We start from the raw sequence: 17335 nt of genomic DNA on the forward strand, positions 1-17335 counted from the left end.
AAAACGAATAACCGTGGGAGCAAATCGGAAGCCGTGTTGATGCAAGCCGCACCAAGTTTCCTCACCCGGTCCGGGCCGCTTGCCCGCCTCGCTTTGTTCGCATTCGCAGCCATGATGCCATTCTTCGCCGCAAACGCGGCACGCGCGGATTTCCGCGTCTGCAATGGCACCCAAAATCTGGTCGGCGTCGCCATCGGCTATCGTGCCAAGGATGGTTGGATCACCGAAGGCTGGTGGCAGGTCCCGGCAACGACCTGCGCGACGCTGATCGAAGGAGAGCTGCAGTCGCGATATTACTACCTCTACGCAGAAGATGCCGCCCGGGGAGGCCGTTGGACGGGCGATGTGCAGATGTGCGTAGCGGAGAACGAGTTCAAGATCACGGGCGTCAATGATTGCTATGCCCGTGGCTACCAGAAGATGGGGTTTAAGGAATATGATACGGGCCGCCAGGGTAGCTGGATGGTCCAACTTTCCGATACGCCCGGAACGCAAGAAAGCCCGAATTGATGAAGCGTAACCGCAAAGTAAAAATCCTCGCCACGCTCGGCCCCGCCTCCAGCGACGAAGCGATGATCGAGAAGCTGCACCAGGCTGGTGCCGATGTCTTCCGCATCAACATGAGCCATGCGAGCCATGACGTGATGCGCTCGCTGATCCAGCGCATCCGCTCGGTCGAAGCCCGCTCCGGCCGCCCGATCGGCATTCTCGCCGACCTCCAGGGCCCGAAGCTTCGCGTCGGCAAGTTCGCCGATACCAAGGTCGACCTGAAGCCCGGCCAGACCTTCACGCTCGACAACAACGAAGCGCCCGGCGATGCCACCCGCGTCTTCCTGCCGCACCCGGAAATCCTGGAATCGGTACAGCCGGGCCACCGCCTGCTGATCGACGACGGCAAGCTCGCCCTTCGCGCTGAAAAGTGCGACGGCAAGAGCATCGTCACCACGGTTATCTCGGGCACCAAGATTTCCGACCGCAAGGGCGTCAGCCTTCCCGATACGCTTCTCACCGTCGGCGTTCTGACGGACAAGGACCGCGTCGATCTGGATGCTGTTCTCGCCACCGACGACGTCGACTGGGTTGCGCTCTCCTTCGTGCAGCGCCCGGAAGATCTCGCCGAAGTGCGCAAGATCGCCAAGGGCCGCGTCGGCATCATGTCGAAGATCGAGAAGCCGCAGGCGATCGAACGCATCGAAGAAATCATCGAGCTGTCGGATGCCCTGATGGTTGCCCGTGGCGACCTCGGCGTCGAAATGCCGCTCGAAGCCGTTCCCGGCATCCAGAAGCAGCTGATCCGCGCCTGCCGCCGTTCGGGCAAGCCCGTCGTCGTCGCGACCCAGATGCTGGAATCGATGATCACCGCGCCGGTCCCGACCCGCGCTGAAGTCTCCGACGTCGCGACCGCCGTATTCGAAGGCGCCGACGCCGTCATGCTCTCGGCTGAATCGGCATCGGGTGACTATCCGGTCGAAGCCGTGGCCACCATGGCGTCGATCGCTACCGCCATCGAGCGCGAACCGCATTACCCGGGCATCATCTATGCGCAGCGCGCTCAGCCCGAGGCAACCGGTGCCGACGCGATCTCGCTCGCCGGCCGCCAGATTGCCGAAACGCTGAAGCTCTCGGCCATCGTCTGTTATACCTCGTCGGGTACGACGGGTCTGCGCGCCTCGCGCGAGCGCCCGCAGGTGCCGATCCTGGCGCTGTCGCCGATCATCAAGACGGCCCGCCGTCTGGCAATCGTCTGGGGCCTGCACTGCGTCGTTACCCACGACGCGACCGATCTCGACGACATGGTCAACCGCGCCTGCCGTATCGTTGCCGACGAAGGCTTCGGCAAGCCGGGCGACCGCATCATCATCTCGGCCGGCGTTCCGCTCGGCACGCCGGGTGCGACCAACATGATCCGCATCGCCTATATTGGCTCCGACGGCCGCAGCGGCATCTGATCCTCAGAGATTGCAACGAATACAAAAACCCGCCGCGAACACGGCGGGTTTTTTCTTTTTTGGGCAGATCGGCTTAAGCGGGCAGGGACATGTGGCCGACCCGGTAGATCTGGCCGTCACCCGATATCAGCGGCGCGTCGCGATAGAGGGTGAAGCGGACGAGTGACCACGTCGTCGCTTCGAAGGCCGAGATTGCGGCCAGCGCATCGCGCCTGCTGCCTGCTCGCGACGCACGCTCCGTTTCCTGCACTTTCAATCCGGCAAGATCCGCGTGCGGCTCGATAGGCAACACCTCGCTTGAAGCAAACTGCGCCTTGCCGAGATCGGGCGCAGTGGCTGCGTGCCAGACCATCCACTGCCGGATACTCGGGCGGCCGAAGGACTGGGTCAGTGCCTCAAAGCCCGGCCCAGTGATGAAATTGCTGGCGCCTTCGGGTTCGTTCCAGAGATAGAAGGGCGCATAGAGATTTTCCGCACTGCCGAACTCGCCCTTTCTGGCGCTGAGATAGGCTTTGAAACCTAGATGCGGCAAGCCATCGGTGCCCTGCCCACGGCCGCGGATCCGGCGGTCGATGATGCCCATGTCGTAATCGGCGGGCAGGATGAAGCTGTATTGCATGGCGATCATCGGGATATCTCCACGGGCTCCAGCCAGTCGACGATGCGTTCACCGTCGGTCGCCTGGATGCTGATGTAGCTGAAAGGGCTGCCGGCGGCCGCGCCGTGCCAATGTTTCTCATGTGGGGCGAACCAGACGGCGTCGCCGGTTCTGAGCTCCTCCACCGGGCCGCCGTCGCGCTGGGCGCGGCCGGTGCCGGAGAGGACATAGAGCAGCTGACCGCGCGGATGCGTGTGCCAGTTGGTGATGGTGCCGGGATCGAGTGTTGCTCGCATGGCCGTGTTTTCGCCGCGCGCTTCGCCTTCGAGCAGCATCTCGACCCAGAAGGGTGCCGATGCCACGCCGTCGGGCGAGCGCGTGACGCTTCCCGGGCGGCGGATGGTCATCGTGAGAGGATTGCCGCTCATGACGGCTCTCCCATGGCGCGGGCGAGCCAGCCGTCATCCGCCATCTGCGCCAGGCCGTCGCCGAAGGACCATTCGTCGGGCTGGGAGCTGACGACGGTGATCATGATGTCTTCCTTCCGAAGCCCCGGCGCCTCGCTCAGCAATTCGGCGGCGCGCTTGAAGAAGGCCTTGCGCATCTCCGTCGTCCGCGGCCGGCCGGCGCGGATCGCAAAGAGCACGAAGTCGTCGGAGCGTGGACCGGCGAGATAGTTGCGGTCGAAGATCAGTTCGCCCGGCTCATGCTGCTGGATTTCGTGGAAACGGTCGGCAGGTGGCACGTCGAAGGCCTCGACGAGCGCGCGATGGATGCCGTCCGAAAGGGCGCGCAGGTATTCCGGCGATTTGCCTTTGAGAAGGGAGATGCGAACGAAGGGCATGGGAGCCTCCTTGTTTGAAATCTTGACAAGAGGAACATCGCACGGCAGATTAATCCATAAAATCAGAATATATTGAACATATGATCCTGAAAAATAGGATTGATGATGCGCAAGACGAATTTCGATCTGGATGTTCTCCGAACCTTCGCGGCCGGCATGGAACTCGGCAATTTCGCCAAGGCTTCCAAACGGCTGGGGCGTTCGACATCCGCCGTCAGCGCGCAATTGAAGAAGCTGGAAGAGCAGGCGGGGACGCCGATCTTCCGCAAAGCAGGGCGCGGCCTGGCGTTGACCGAAGCCGGTGAGACGATGCTTGCCTATGCCCGCCGCCTGCTTGAACTGAACGACGAGGCGGTGGCGGCGATCCAGAGCGTCGAGCTGGAGGGCTGGGTGCGGCTCGGGCTGCAGGAGGATTTCGGCGAGACCGTGCTGCCCGATGTGCTCGGGCGTTTTGCCCGGGCGCACCCAAGGGTCCGGATCGAAGCGCGTGTCGTCCGCAATATCGAACTGATCGAGCGGGTGACAACTGGCAAGCTCGATCTGGCGCTCGCCTGGAGCAACGACACGGTGACAGCGCATTGCGAGACGATCGGCGAAGTTCCCATGCAGTGGATCGGCCCGGCCTCGGAGCCATCACCGTGGAGCGCCGAAAGCGGGGAGCCGCTGCCGCTGGCCTCGCTTGAAGCTCCGTGCCTGCTGCGGACCGCGGCCACCAATGCTCTCGACCGCGCCAACATCCCCTGGCGCCTTTCCTTCGTCAGTCCCAGCCTCGGCGGGCTGTGGGCAGCGACCGCGGCAGGCCTCGGGATCACCATCCGCACGCCGATCGGTCTGCCGTCAAAAGTCGGAGCGCTTGCGCCCGGCGCCGCCGGACTGCCGCCGCTGCCATCGCTCGGGCTGATGTTGCACCGCGCGGAAGCGGATCCGAATGCAGCAACCGCGCGCCTTGCCTCCCTCGTCCTGCAATCCGTTCGGGAGGCGTTGGTCAACGCGATACCGGTGAAGGGGCTGGCTGGCGGTTAGGCTTCTGCCACAGCTGAATTGATAGCCGCTCCCGATCCTTGATGGGGAGCGGCCAGGAAACAGAGACTACTCTAGAAGTCGCTATAGGCCGCCACGACGGCTGCAACCTGTTGGTCGTTCATGGCCAGGACCTGAGGGCTTGTGAAGGCGTTGGCGTGGTTCTTGTCGAGACCCCTGAGGTCCTCGACGGAAAGTCCGGAAATCGCCCCGGTGTCGATGGCGGCGATGTCTTCGACGGAGAACTTCGCCACATCCTCGGGCGCCATTGCGGCGAGCTGTGCGGCACTCAGCTTTGCCGTCTGCGCCGGTGTGAAGCCTTCAATCTGGTCAGCCGTCATCGCGGTGATCTGGGCTGGCGTGAAACCGGCGACAGCTGTGTCGCTGAATTTGCCGATCTGTGCGGCGGTCAGACTGCCGATCTGCACGGCACTCATCCCGCCTAGCTGGGCGGCAGTCAGAGCGCCGAGCTGAGCGTCTGTGAACTTGGCAAGCTGAGCCGGGCTGAAGCTCGGAATCTGCTGCGGCGTCAGCCCCTTCAGCTGATCGGGGCCGAGCTTACCGAGCTGGCTATCGCTGAGGGCAGCGATGACGTCGCTCCGCAGGCCGATCATCGCCTTGGCATTGATGGCGCCGATTGCTTCATTCGTCAGCTTGGAGACGTTTGCGACCGTCAATCCGGCCACCTGCAGGGCGGTGAAGCCGCCAATCTGAGCCGGGGTCAACCCGGCCACCTGATCCGCGGTCATGGCCGTAATCTGGCTTGCCTTGAGGCCGACGGTGGCGGTCGCGCTGATCTTGCCGATCTGCGCAGGAGAAAGCGTCGCGATCTGGCCGTTGGTCAGTGCTCCAGCCTGCGCTGCCGACAGGGCGCCGATCTGATCGTCGGTGAGCCCGCCAAGCTGTGCAGTCGTGAGGCCCGGGATCTGTGCCGGAAGGAGGCCGGCGATCTGCTCCTTGCTGAGCTTGCCGATCTGTTCGGTACTCAGGGCCGCGATCGCATCATTCTTCAGGCCGGCTATCGCCGCTGGGCTGATAGCCGCGACTTCGTCGGCAGTGAATTTCGCAATATCTTGCGGGCTCAGGGCGGCCACCTGAGCGGCCGTCATTGCGCCGACCTGGGCAACGCTGAGCGCTTCAAGCTGCGTATCCGACATGGCGGCGATCTGCGCCGGCGTCAGGCCGGCAACCGCAGCGTTGTTCAGCTGGCCGATCTGGGCAGCGGAGAGAGCCGTAATCTGATCGTTGGTCAGCGCCCCGGTTTGCACCGCCGACAGCGCGCCCATCTGCTCGTCCGTGAACTTGCTGAGTTGGGCTGGCGTGAAACCGGGCATCTGCGATGCGGTCAAAGCCTTGAGCTTGTCAGCGCCGAGCTTGGCGATCTGGCTGTCGCTGAGGACGCTGATGGCCTCCGGCTTGAGGCCGCCAATCGCGGTGGCGCCGATGGCCGCGAAGGCATCGTCGCTCAGCTTGCTGACAGCGAGCGCGCTGAAGCCGGCGACCTGTGCCGCAGTTAGCAAAGCGCTCTTGTCCGCAGTGATCGTGGCTACCTGATCTGGCGTCATCGCCGCGATCTGCGTAGCGGTCAGGCCGGCAAAGGCGGTATTGCTGATTTGACCGATCTGAGCGGCAGTAAGGCTGCTGATCTGCGTGCCGGTCAGTGCGCCGACCTGAGCCGCGGATAGTGCGCCTATCTGCTGCTCGGTAAGTTTGCCGAGCTGTGCTGCGGTGAAGCCCGGGATTTGCTGTACAGTGACCGAAGCGATCTGTTCCGCGCTTAGCTTTCCGATCTGGCTGTCGCTCAAGGCGGCAATCGCCTCGTTGGTCAGGCCGGCGATGGCTTTGGGATTGATCGCGGCAAATGCCTCGTCGCCGAGCTTGATGATATTTGCTGCCGTCAGGCCAGCCGTTTGTGCCGCCGTCAAGGCACCGGCCTGCGCGGCCGTAAGCCCGGCAATCTGGTCAGCCGTCATTGCGGCAATCTGAGAGGACTTCAAACCGGCAAAAACCGCAGTGCTCAGCTGTCCGATCTGCGCGCCGGACAGACCTGATATCTGGTCATTGGTCAGCGAACCCGCCTGCGCCGCCGTTATCGCGCCGATCTGTTCTTCAGTGAACTTACCGAGCTGCGTTGCCGTCAAGCTGGCAACTTGGCTGGGCAGCAAACCTGCGATCTGTTCAGCACTCAACTTGCCGATCTGGCTTGGGGTGAGAGCGGCGATCACTGCGTTGGTCAGACCGGAAATGGACTTGGGATTGATCGCGGCAATCTCTTCGTCGGAGAACTTGGCTATGTCGGCCGCGGTGAGCGCACCAATCTGAGCTGCCGTCAGCGCGCCGGCTTGGGCGACACTCAGGCCTTCGCGCTGCGCTTCCGTCATATCGGCAATCTGCGTGGGTTTAAGGCCTGCAACGGCCGCGCTGCTGAGCTGGCCGATCTGCGCCGCGGACAGACCTGCGATCTGCTCCTTGGTCAGCGCGCCGACCTGAGCCGCTGAGAGCGCGCCAACCTGCTCGTCGGTGAACTTGCCGAGCTGAGCGGCAGTGAAGCCACCCATCTGCGCTACGGTGAATGCCTTGATCTGGTCGGCGCTGAGTTCGCCGATCTGGGTGTCGGTCAGAGCAGCGATCGTTTCGTTCTTCATGCCCGTAATCGCCTTCGGGGGGATGGCGGCGACAACATCGACGGGCAGTTTCGTGGAATTGCCCGGGTTCACCCCGGCAACCTGCGCGGCGGCAAGAACAGCGGCCTGTGCTGCCGTCAGTCCGGACAACTGGTCGGCGCTCATCGCCGCGATCTGCGCCGCCTTCAAACCAGCAATGGCGGCGTTGCTGAGTTCACCGATCTGAGCAGGCGTCAGTGCTGCAATCTGGGCCGTACCAAGCGATGCGGCTTGAGCCCCAGACAGCGCGTTGATCTGCTCGTCACTGAAACCTCTGAGCTGATCAGGGGTGAAGCTGGCTATTTGAGATGCCGTAAACGCCTTGATCTGCGTAGCGCTCAACATCGTGATCTGGTCGTTGCTGAGCGCTGCAATCGCCTCGCTCTTCAGGCCGCCGATTGCCTTGGTGTTGAGGGCGGCAATGGCTTCGTCGCTTAGCTTGGTGACGTTGGTTGCCGTAAGACCGGCAGTCTGCGCTGCCGTCAGCGCCCCGGCCTGGGCCGCCGTGAGACCGGCAAGCTGGTCAGCCGTCATCGCGCCGATCTGCGTTGCCTTGAGGCCGGATATGGCAGCATTGCTAAGTTGACCGATCTGGATATCGGAAAATCCGCCGATCTGGGCGTTGGTCAGCGCACCGGTCTGCGTTGCCGACAAAGCTTTCATCTGTGTCTCGGAAAACGTTCCGAGTTGGGCAGGGCTGAAGCTTGCAATCTGTTTGGCGGTCAATGCTTTCATCTGATCCGCACTCAGCATGCCGATCTGCGTGTCGGTGAGTGCAGCGATGGTATTGGCCGGCAATGCGCCAATGGCCTTAGGGCTGATGGCCGCGATCTCGTCGTCCGAGAATGTGGCGATATCCTCCGGCGTCAATGCACCGACCTGCGTTGCCGTCAGGGCAGCAACCTGTGCAACGCTTAGACCCTCAAGCTGCTCGGCCGTCATCGCAGCGATCTGGCTTGCCTTGAGAACGCTCAGCGCCGTGTTGCTGAGCTGGCCGATCTGGGCACCGGAAAGGCCGCTGATCTGATCGTTGGTCAGCGCACCAGCCTGGGTTATCGACAAAGCCTTGATCTGTACGTCGGAAAAGGTGCCGAACTGAGCAGGTGTCAGGCTGGCGAACTGCTTTGCCGTCAGCGCTCTGATCTGCAGCGTGCTCAATGAGGCGACCTGCTCATTTCCCAGGGCTGCGATGATCTCGTTCTTCAAGCCGCCGATGGCCTTTGGATTGATCGCCGCAAAGGCGTCCGCGCTCATCTTCGAAATGTTTTCGACGCCGAAGCCGGCAACCTGCAGGGTGCTCATCGCCGCCATCTGCGCTGCAGTCATGCCGGCCACTTGATCCGCGCTCATGGCCGCGATCTGTGTCGGCTTCAGACCTGGGGTGGCCGCAGTGTTGAGCTGGCCGATCTGTGTGCCGGAAAGGCCGGCAATCTGCGCGTTGGTCAGCGCACCAACCTGTGCTGCGGACAATGCATTGATCTGCACGCCTGAGAAAGTGGCGATCTGATCCGGCGTGAAGCCGGCGATCTGCTTCGCCGTCAGCGACTTGATCTGATTGACGCTCAGTTTGGCAATCTGATCGTTACCAAGTGCCGCAATTGCCGCATTGCTAAGCCCACTGGGCCATTTGATGGCTGCGATGGCGTCTCCGCTCAGCCCGGTGACATTGGTGGCGCTAAAGCCGGCAACCTGGGAAGCTGTGAGAAGTCCTGCTTGCGCAGCCGTCAAACCGGCCACCTGATCCGCCCGCATCACGGCAATCTGCGCCGCCTTCAGACCGCTGATACCCCCAGTGCTAAGCTGGCCGATCCGCGCTGCCGTCAGGCCGCCGATCTGGTCATTGGTCAGTGCGCCGGTCTGGGTGGCCGACAGTGCCTTGATCTGCAGGTCGGAGAATGCACCGAGATGGTCCGGCGTTATGCTGGCAACCTGCTTTACCGTCAGCATTCTGATCTGATCGGCGCTCAACTTGGAAATCTGCTCGCCGCTGAGAGCCGCGATCGCTTCGGGCTTCAGCGCGGCAAACGCCTTGGCGCTGATTGCTCCGATTTCGTCGGGCGAGAATTTGGCGATGTCATCGGCGCCCAGCGCGCCAACCTGGGTTGCGGTCAGTGCGGCCGCCTGGGCAACACTGAGGCCTTCAAGCTGGATATCGCTCATCGCGGCGATCTGTGTTGCCTTCAGACCTGTGATGGCCGTGTTGCTGAGGCTTGCGATCTGTGTGGCAGTCAGTCCGACGATTTGTGTGTTGGACAGCGTGCCGACCTGGGCTGCCGACAGTGCGCCGATCTGGCTCTCGGAGAACGACGCGATCTGGCCAGGCGTCAAGCCGGCGATCTGCTTTGCCGTCAGCGCCTTGATCTGATCGGTGCTCAATGCGGCGATCTGCTCGCCGCTGAGAGCGGAAACTGCTTCGGTCTGCAAGCCGCCGATCGCCTTGGGGCTGATCGCCCCGACGTCTTCTGCCGAAAACTTGGCGATATCGTCCGCCCCGAGCGAAGCAATCTGGGATGCGCTCAGGCCCTTGATCTGATCGGGCGTCAGAGCCTCGATCTGCTCGGGGGTGAGGACCGCAAGCTGGGTCGTGCTCAAGGCGGCGATCTGAGCCCCGCCAAGCGCGGCAAGTTTCGCGGCGTCGATCGCTGCGAGTAGCTCCGGTCCCAGACCGGCAATCGCACCGGCCGATATGGCACCAAGCTGAGCTGAGTCGAGCTGTCTGATATCTTCCGCTTCGAGCGCAGAAATCTGCGTCTTGCTGAGAACCCTCACCTGATCAGGAGAGAGCGACCCGATATCCTCGGCCGAAAGCTCCTTGATCGTCTTCGTCGAGAGAGCTCTGATCTGGGCGGTCGTAAAGGAAGCGATCGAGGTCATCTAGTTGCCCTTGCACTGGCGTTGCCGGTAACCGTCTCACGTCTGATGTCCAAAGGTTCGCACGCACCGCCTTCGGGCGGTTTGCAACAAACTCAACGGAACAAGACGCAGAAACAAATGGTTCGACAGGCATCGCTGGAAGCGAGCCGATGGGCGGGACAAGCATTATCGATGCGGCGCGCGTAAAGCGGCCGCCTTCCCAACACGACATGCGGCATTGCTGCCGCAAATCGTCAGGCCCAAAACGACCGAAGCCGTTATCGGCCGAAAAATGACTTACCCCACAACCAACGATTACAGCCCTACCTGCCGCCGTCTTGTCAGGATATGTGTCGTGCTAAGCTTGCGTGAGGATGGAGAGACAACGCCCGATCAACGGCGTTGCGAAATAGACAGCTTCCGCGTGCGGTATTGATCGCGAGTCCAGGGGACCTGTTCGCTCTGTGCGTCCGGCGGATGTTCTGCGGTGGCTGGCTGAATGCGCGCAGGGAGGCACGGCGTATCCGCTCGCCATCGGCAAAAGCCGGTCTCGCGGGCGAAAGCACCGATCGGGTGGCGCGCCTGTCACATCAACAGTCTTGCCGCTTCCAGCGGCAGGTTTCTGCTCGAAACCCGCCACCCGCTATAAGGTCTGAGGACCCGGCGTCAGCCGAAGCGCTCCAGCGCCATTGCGAAAACGTCGGTATCGACATTGCCGCCCGAAGTGACGGTGATGACGGTATCGCTCTCCAGCGCCTTGCCGTGGAACAATGCCGCCGCAAGGGCCACCGCGCCGCCTGGCTCGACGATGATCTTCAGCCGCTTGAAGGCGAGCGCCATGGCGCGCAGCGCCTCGTCGTCTGTCACGGCGATACCTGCGCCGGCAAGCCGCTGCAGGATCGGGAAGGTGATCTTGCCGGGTTCAGGCGTGATGATCGCATCGCAGATCGAGCCGGCCATCGCCGCATTGCGCTTGATCTCACCTGATGCCAGCGAGCGCGCGAAGTCGTCGAAGTTTTCGGGCTCGCAGGTGCGGACGGTAAAGCTCGGGGCGCTTGCTTCCAGCGCCAGCGCGATGCCGGAGCTCAGTCCGCCGCCGCCGCAGGGCACCAGAACTTCGGCTTCCTTGATGCCTTCTTCTTCCGCCTGTTCGGCGATCTCAAGACCCGTCGTCCCCTGGCCGGCGATGACTAGCGGTTCGTCGAAAGGCTTGATCAATGTCAGACGCCGATCGGCAGAGAGCCGGGCGCCGATGGCGTCACGGTCTTCCTTGGCGCGATCGTAGAGCACCACCTCGGCGCCGAAGGCGCGGGTGTTGTCGATCTTCAGCTTCGGCGCGTCCGCGGGCATGATGATGACCGAGGGGACGCCGTGGAGCTTGGCCGCCAGAGCCACGCCCTGCGCGTGGTTGCCGGACGAAAAGGCGATGACGCCGCGCTTGCGGATATCGGGTTCCAGTCCCGATACAGCCGACCAGCCGCCACGGAACTTGAAGGAGCCCGTGTGCTGCAAACATTCGGCCTTCACGAAGACACGGCGACCGGCCATCTCGTCGAGAAAGGGTGACGAGAGCAGCGGCGTGCGCCTGATATGTCCGCGCAGACGGGCGCGGGCGGCGACGATCATTTCAATGGATGCCATGGGGTGCTCTTTCGGCTGATGTGCTGCGCCATGAATAGAAGACGGCTTGGCGCTTGTGAACGCCGGTTCTTGTCACCGTGACACGAAAGCCTGTAGCGCGGTCTCCCTGGCGAGCTGCGGCGCGCGCTCACGGCGCCGGTATTCCGTCGGACTGGTGCCGGTGACACGCAGGAATTCGCGATTGAAGTTCGACTTGCTGATGAAGCCTGCCTCGAACATCACGCTGGTGACCGGTACATCGCTATGCGCCAGTTGATCGCAGGCGAAGCGGATGCGGAATTCGTTGACATACTGCGAGACGCTCATGCCGTGGATGCGGTTGACGGCCACCGAGACGCGGCGGGCGGGGAGGCCGAGCTTGCGGGCGATGCGGTTCAGATTGAGCTCGGGATCGCGATAGACCTGCTTGGTCTCCATGAGGCTGTCGAGACGACTGGCGACGGCGCCGTCCTCTTCCGTTGGAAGAGCGGGCGATGGAGGTGCGCTGTCGATCCCCTGTTCCGGCTGCGTGCCGCCGGCGATCGAGGCCGCGGCGCCGAGGATCAGGAGGACGATGACGTTTCCGAGCGCAACGATGGCCCCGGCGTTGGCGCCGCCGGTGCGGTAGAGATCGAGGCTGATGACGACGTCGCTCAGGCCCGAGCCGATCAGCGCGACAGCCGTGATCACCAGCGAGCGATAGGAAAGGAACGCCCCGTCGAGGCGGGAGGCGACAAGCGCATCGGCGCCGCTTCGCGAAATCCAGAGTAGCGCAAGGCCATAGCCGATGAAGAGCAGGATCAGGCTCAGGCCGACGACATCCCGCCAGAAGGCGAATGCCAGAGCAACGCCGATTGCCGGCAGAAGATGCAGCCATTGCCGGCTCAGCGGCCGTGGAGTGCCGAGCGTCAGGTCCGCGAAGCTTGCAAAGGAGAGCGGTGCGACGATGGCGGCGAGCACGGCCTGCAGCGGCATGATCGCCAGCATGTCGTAGCCCCAGCGCAGGCCGATGAAGACGGATTGCACCGCATAGGCGGCGATCAGCGCCAGAAACAGCCGCCGTCCGGGCGCGCTCCATTCCTCCATCCTCAGCATCCGGATGAGGAGGATAGAGAGGAGCAGGGCGACCACGAAAGGCAGAGGCACGAAAATCATCGGCAGTGTCCGGACATTTATCTCGTCAATATGAGCACGAGATTGGCCTTGATCGCAATTGCGGGCGACCCGGAACACGATCAAGGTCTCAAGAAAGCGTGTCGGACCTCACCTTGTTTGCGCCGGATCCCACCGGCGTCAAACAGGGAGCAAACCGATGACCATTATCCTTTCCATACCGCTTTTCTTCATGAGTCTCGTTTCCGCCTTCGGTGGCTCGAACACGCCGGGCGAAATCTTCGATATCACCAAGATCCGCTCAATCGTCATCCAGGGCGATTCCAGCTCGATCAGGATCACCACCGATGCCGGGAAGCCTTATGAAGCCGTCACATCCGGCCGCCGCAGCGGCTGGTTCTCGTCCTGGTACTCGAGCTGGTTCTTCAATGCTTGCAAGGATGAAAGCCGGGTGCGGATCGACGGCACGGCGATGACGATCGATGTCGGCGTCTCGGCGTGGAGTGACATTGCCGATTGCACGCCTGAAGTTTCCGCCAACGTGCCTGCGGGTGCGGCCGTGTCGATTGATCAGCATGCCTTCATGGCAAGGCTTGACGGAAACTTTTCCGCGTTTCGGACATCGGGCAACGCTGCGGATATCACACTCAACGGTCACGCATCGGAGGTCGACATCACGGGCACCGCGGTACGGGCGAACCTTACCTATGCCTTGATCACCCGGGACGAAACGATAGGCATCGAGGCGCAGTCGCTCGATGCCTATATTGGCTTCGGGGAGCATGTACCAGTCGATTACACGGTGATGGCCAAGGCGTCGCTGGTCGATACCCTGACGCCGAGCGTGCCGGGGGCAAAGCCGCAGGTGACGATCCGGGGCGATTATGTCCGCGCCCGGATCCGTTGATCAATAGCCCTTGGCCGAACCTTCCGCAGCGCGGCTGTCCATGGCGCCATAGTAGCGCGAGCCGCCGCCTTTCTCGATATCGGCGAGGCTCTTGCCGCCGACGAGGATGCCGGCGGCCTGACCCCAGAGGGGCGCGTCGTTGCCGCCGTCGAAGCTGTAGCCCATGGCGGCGAGCGCCTTTTCGGTGTCAGGCGACAGTGCATAGGGCTCGAGATAGACCTTATCAGGCTGCCATTGGTGATGGATGCGCGGGGCATTCACTGCCTGGCTGATGTCCATGCCGAAATCGATGACATTGAGGATCGCTTCGAGCGTGATGGTGATGATGCGCGAGCCGCCCGGGCTGCCGATCACCATGAAGGGCTTGCCGTCCTTGGTGATGATTGTCGGGCTCATCGAGGAGAGCGGCGTTTTCTTCGGGGCGATGGCATTGGCCTCGCCCTGGACGAGGCCGTAGAGGTTTGCCACGCCGGGCTTTGAGGTGAAGTCGTCCATCTCGTTGTTCAAGAGGATGCCGGTGCCCGGCGCCACCACACCGGCGCCGAAGGAGCCGTTCAGCGTGTACGTCACCGCAACGGCATTGCCTTCGTCGTCGATGATCGAATAGTGGGTCGTCTCGGTGCTTTCCTTGCCGCCGAGCGGTTTCAGATCGGCTGATTTTCCGGCCTTGTAGGGATCGATCTTCTCCCGGATCTCGGTGGCATAAGCCTTGTCGAGCAGCTTGGAGACCGGATTGTCGATGAAGTCAGGATCGCCAAGTGCAGCGTTGCGATCGACATAGGCGTAGCGCATCGCCTCGACCATCGCATGCACAGTCTCGGCCGAGCCGTAGCCGAGATAGGAGAGCGGGTAGTCTTCGAGAACGTTGAGGATCTCGCAGATGATGACGCCGCCGGAGGAGGGCGGGGGCGAGGAGATGATGTCGTAGCCGCGGTAATTGCATTCGATCGGCTTCAACTCGCGAACCGAATATTGCTCGAAATCTTCTTTGGCGAGGATGCCGCCCTTTGACTGGCTGGCCTTGACGATCGCGTCTGCCGGGGTGCCCTTGTAGAAGGCGTCGGGGCCTTTCTCGGAGATCGCCTGAAGCACGGCGCCGAGTTCCGGCTGCACCAGCTTCTCGCCTTCCTCATAAGGTTTGCCATCGGGCTTCAGGAAGATCTTGGCAGCCGCCTCGTCTTTGGCGAGACGCTTTGCGCTGCTGGCGAGCGAGGCTGCATCTCCCTGCTCGAAGGTGAAGCCGTCCTTGGCGAAAGCGATCGCCGGGGCAAGCAGGTCGGCACGGGATTTGGTGCCGTATTTTTCGCGCGCGGTCTCGAAGCCCATCACCGATCCCGGCACGCCGACCGCCAAATAGCCATCGAGGCTGGCGCGGGGAACGATATCGCCCTTGGCATCGAGGTACATGGTCTTGGTTGCGGCAAGCGGTGCGCGTTCGCGGAAGTCCAGAAAGGTGCTCTTGCCGTCCTTGGTGCGGATCGTCATGAAACCGCCGCCGCCGATATTGCCGGCAGTGGGATAGACGACGGCCAGCGCATAACCCACGGCCACAGCTGCATCCACGGCGTTGCCGCCGCTCTTCAGAACCTCAACGCCGACATCGGTCGCCAGATGCTGGGCAGTGACGACCATGCCATGCTGCCCTTCGACGGGCGCAGGCGAGGCGGCAAAGCTGGTGGAAAGCGGGCTGAGAGAGAAGGCTAAAGCGGTGAAAAGCGAAATGGTTTTGGCTTGAAGCCGGTCCATGAGATCCCCTCCAAAAGATAAATTATCGAGTGGATATGGTTCGGCCTGCGCCGGGTGCAAGGCTTTCAGTTGGCGGTCGCAACGATATCGCCGGTCAGCCGCTCTTCGGCGTTACGGGCCGCTGCCTGCAGATCGCGCGGCATGCCTGCAATCTTCTCAAGTGCTGCGATGGCCACATCGGTCGCCAGATAATCCGGCTTGTGCCCGACGCCCCGTATGGTCACTAGCTCCGAGCCGGCGATATCGCGGGCGAGGCCTTGGGAGTGCAGGTGTTCCCAGACGATGTCGTCGCTGTCACCGGTGATGATGACGGTCGGCGCGGTGATCTCCCGATAGCGATGGGACTCGGCCTTGAGATAGCCGAGCAGGCGGGTGAAATCGGTGGCGTTGTTGTGGAAAGTGCCGGGCCGCAGGACCAGTGACGGGCCGGTACTGGCGATATAGTCAGCCGGGCGGACGTTCGGCCGAAAGACGTTCATCGTGCCCTGTTCCAGCCGCCGCAATCCCATCGGTACGACGAGCGCGTGATTGAAGAGCCAGCCGAGCAGCGGGGCCGTTGCCGCATGATAGTACCAGTCAACGCCGCCCGGCCACGGATGGGTCGCCGGCGCAAGGAAGAGCAGCCCCGCCGTCTTCTCCGGATGATGGACGCCGAAGGCGGCGGCGATGGCGCCGCCGAAGGAATGGCCGACGATGATCGCCTTTTCGATGCCGCGCCTTTCCATCAGCCGGGCAATAGCTGCCGCCTGACCGGACGGCACGGCATTTTCGGGCCCGCCACGCTCGGAGTAACCGTGTCCGGGGCGGTCGACGAAGAGCATTTCGGCGCGGCCCTGCAGAGGCCGCAGAAAGGCACCGGCCTGATCCAGCAGATTGCCGCTGGCGCCATGAATGAAGACGATCGCCGGCAGATCCGCTGTGTCTGGACGCGGGATATGCAGGGCGTTCATGCGATAGCCGCCGATATCGGTCAGCTCGCCGACATTGGGGAAAGCTTGCTCGAACTGCCGGGCCTTGAAAGAACTGTAGCCGATGGCAGCGGCGAGAGGGGCAAGAAGGGCGGAAACTTCGGCAAGCATGGGCGGACCGGCGATGAACTCTGTGACTTTTCCTAAAATTGGGCTGTTGCGGCCGCCGTCAAGATCAGGTGCGGCTGCCCGCCAGTTTTTCGGAGAGCGTGTTCACCTGCTCCTGCGCCGTGCGGTTTGCCGGGAAGACATCCAGGAAGCGTTCCCATGCCTTGAGCGTCAGCTGGTCGTTACCGGTGTCGTTCAGGATCGCGGCCATGCCGGATAGAGCGCCGAAGTGGCGGGGATCGAGATCCAGCACATGCTCGATGTCCGACATCGACTTGCGATAATTGCCCGAGGCGTAGTTGAGGGTGGCGCGGCGGTTCCAGCTCTCGGCATAGGTCGGCTTCAGGGCAATCGCCTGGTCGAGAAAGTCGAGGGCGGCGGCGCTGCGCTTGTCCTCGATCGCCTTGTCGGCCCACTGCATCAGAAGGTTCACGGTGGCGCTGCCGGAATCGTTCCATTCCGTGCGAATTTCCTGCGCGATGCCGTTGGCCTTTTCGGGGTCACGTTCGCGTTTCAGCTGGGCGTAGAGATTGTCGAGCCTCTGCTTCGGAGAGGCGTTGGTATCCGGCTGCTCGACTATGACGTCCTTCTCGGCGCTGGCGGCGGGGAAGGCAGGAGCAAGGAAACCGGTGGCGAGCGGCGCGGCCGCCAAGAGCAAAGCAAAAAAGCGCATGGCGGACAATGTAGCCCGCCATCACACAAGATCAAAGAAAATTTGACGTGATCACCAAAGCGACCCACCGGAAATGAGCGATCAAGCGGCTACGCCGTCAATCGCTTCCGGAACGCACAATCAGCCCTGACGAGCCTTGAAGCGCGGGTTCAGCTTGTTGATGATGTAGATGCGGCCCTTGCGGCGAACCAGACGGTTGTCACGGTGACGAGCCTTGAGCGACTTGAGCGAATTCTTGATCTTCATTTTTCTGATCCGCGATCTCTGGGGGGA

14 protein-coding genes are annotated in these 17335 nt (G+C 62.5%); 4 read left to right on the forward strand and 10 right to left on the reverse strand.

Going from position 1 to position 17335, the window contains the following annotated elements; all coding sequences use genetic code 11:
- Positions 1-39: 39 nt before the first annotated feature.
- Both AB4Z25_RS26530 and pyk read left to right on the forward strand, forming a co-directional pair.
- Positions 40-510 carry a DUF1036 domain-containing protein gene (locus tag AB4Z25_RS26530; protein WP_112385515.1) on the forward strand — a complete coding sequence of 157 codons (471 nt, stop codon included), beginning with the start codon at positions 40-42 and terminating at the stop codon, positions 508-510.
- A complete protein-coding gene (pyk, locus tag AB4Z25_RS26535; RefSeq protein WP_112385514.1) occupies positions 510-1949 on the forward strand; it encodes a pyruvate kinase in 1440 nt (479 codons plus the stop codon). The genes AB4Z25_RS26530 and pyk overlap by 1 nt, the downstream gene beginning before the upstream one ends.
- A 73-nt stretch (positions 1950-2022) precedes the next feature.
- Here pyk and AB4Z25_RS26540 read toward each other — a convergent pair whose 3' ends face one another.
- The 3 genes from AB4Z25_RS26540 to AB4Z25_RS26550 are packed head-to-tail and all read right to left on the reverse strand — an operon-like array spanning position 2023 to position 3391.
- A complete protein-coding gene (locus tag AB4Z25_RS26540) occupies positions 2023-2577 on the reverse strand; it encodes a DUF4865 family protein (RefSeq protein WP_112538667.1) in 555 nt (184 codons plus the stop codon).
- Positions 2574-2975, reverse strand: a complete 402-nt coding sequence (locus tag AB4Z25_RS26545; protein WP_112538668.1) for a cupin domain-containing protein — start codon at positions 2973-2975, stop codon at positions 2574-2576. The genes AB4Z25_RS26540 and AB4Z25_RS26545 overlap by 4 nt, the downstream gene beginning before the upstream one ends.
- Entirely contained in the window at positions 2972-3391 is a 420-nt protein-coding gene (locus AB4Z25_RS26550) for a tautomerase family protein (protein ID WP_112538669.1), read from the reverse strand. Before AB4Z25_RS26550 ends, AB4Z25_RS26545 begins: the two co-directional genes overlap by 4 nt.
- Positions 3392-3496: 105 nt before the next feature.
- Here AB4Z25_RS26550 and AB4Z25_RS26555 point away from each other — a divergent pair, with 105 nt between their 5' ends.
- Positions 3497-4414, forward strand: coding sequence for a LysR substrate-binding domain-containing protein (locus AB4Z25_RS26555; protein ID WP_112538721.1), 918 nt, complete (start codon positions 3497-3499; stop codon positions 4412-4414).
- Positions 4415-4485: 71 nt separating this feature from the next.
- Here AB4Z25_RS26555 and AB4Z25_RS26560 read toward each other — a convergent pair whose 3' ends face one another.
- From AB4Z25_RS26560 to AB4Z25_RS26570, 3 genes are all read right to left on the reverse strand, one after another.
- Positions 4486-9948 carry a hypothetical protein gene (locus tag AB4Z25_RS26560; protein WP_112538670.1) on the reverse strand — a complete coding sequence of 1821 codons (5463 nt, stop codon included), beginning with the start codon at positions 9946-9948 and terminating at the stop codon, positions 4486-4488.
- Positions 9949-10593: 645 nt separating this feature from the next.
- A complete protein-coding gene (locus tag AB4Z25_RS26565; RefSeq protein WP_112385509.1) occupies positions 10594-11568 on the reverse strand; it encodes a threonine ammonia-lyase in 975 nt (324 codons plus the stop codon).
- 72 nt (positions 11569-11640) lie between these two features.
- A complete protein-coding gene (locus AB4Z25_RS26570; protein WP_112538672.1) occupies positions 11641-12702 on the reverse strand; it encodes a helix-turn-helix domain-containing protein in 1062 nt (353 codons plus the stop codon).
- A 157-nt stretch (positions 12703-12859) separates the two neighbouring features.
- Between AB4Z25_RS26570 and AB4Z25_RS26575 the strand changes: the two genes are divergently transcribed.
- Positions 12860-13567 (forward strand): hypothetical protein, encoded by a 708-nt coding sequence (locus tag AB4Z25_RS26575; protein WP_112538673.1) that lies wholly within the window; start codon positions 12860-12862, stop codon positions 13565-13567.
- Here the strand turns inward: AB4Z25_RS26575 and ggt are convergent, their stop codons facing one another.
- From ggt to ykgO, 4 genes are all read right to left on the reverse strand, one after another.
- Entirely contained in the window at positions 13568-15313 is a 1746-nt protein-coding gene (gene ggt / locus AB4Z25_RS26580; protein WP_112538674.1) for a gamma-glutamyltransferase, read from the reverse strand.
- A 65-nt stretch (positions 15314-15378) separates the two neighbouring features.
- Positions 15379-16392 (reverse strand): alpha/beta fold hydrolase, encoded by a 1014-nt coding sequence (locus AB4Z25_RS26585; RefSeq protein WP_112538675.1) that lies wholly within the window; start codon positions 16390-16392, stop codon positions 15379-15381.
- A gap of 64 nt (positions 16393-16456) precedes the next feature.
- The gene (locus AB4Z25_RS26590) at positions 16457-17071 is read right to left on the reverse strand and encodes a hypothetical protein (protein WP_442210084.1); all 615 of its coding nucleotides are present in this window, start codon (positions 17069-17071) and stop codon (positions 16457-16459) included.
- 111 nt (positions 17072-17182) lie between these two features.
- A complete protein-coding gene (ykgO, locus tag AB4Z25_RS26595; RefSeq protein WP_003566454.1) occupies positions 17183-17308 on the reverse strand; it encodes a type B 50S ribosomal protein L36 in 126 nt (41 codons plus the stop codon).
- Between the last annotated feature and the right edge of the window lie 27 nt (positions 17309-17335).

It is taken from the genome of Rhizobium sp. RAF36 (assembly GCF_052114105.1).
GTDB lineage: Bacteria > Pseudomonadota > Alphaproteobacteria > Rhizobiales > Rhizobiaceae > Rhizobium.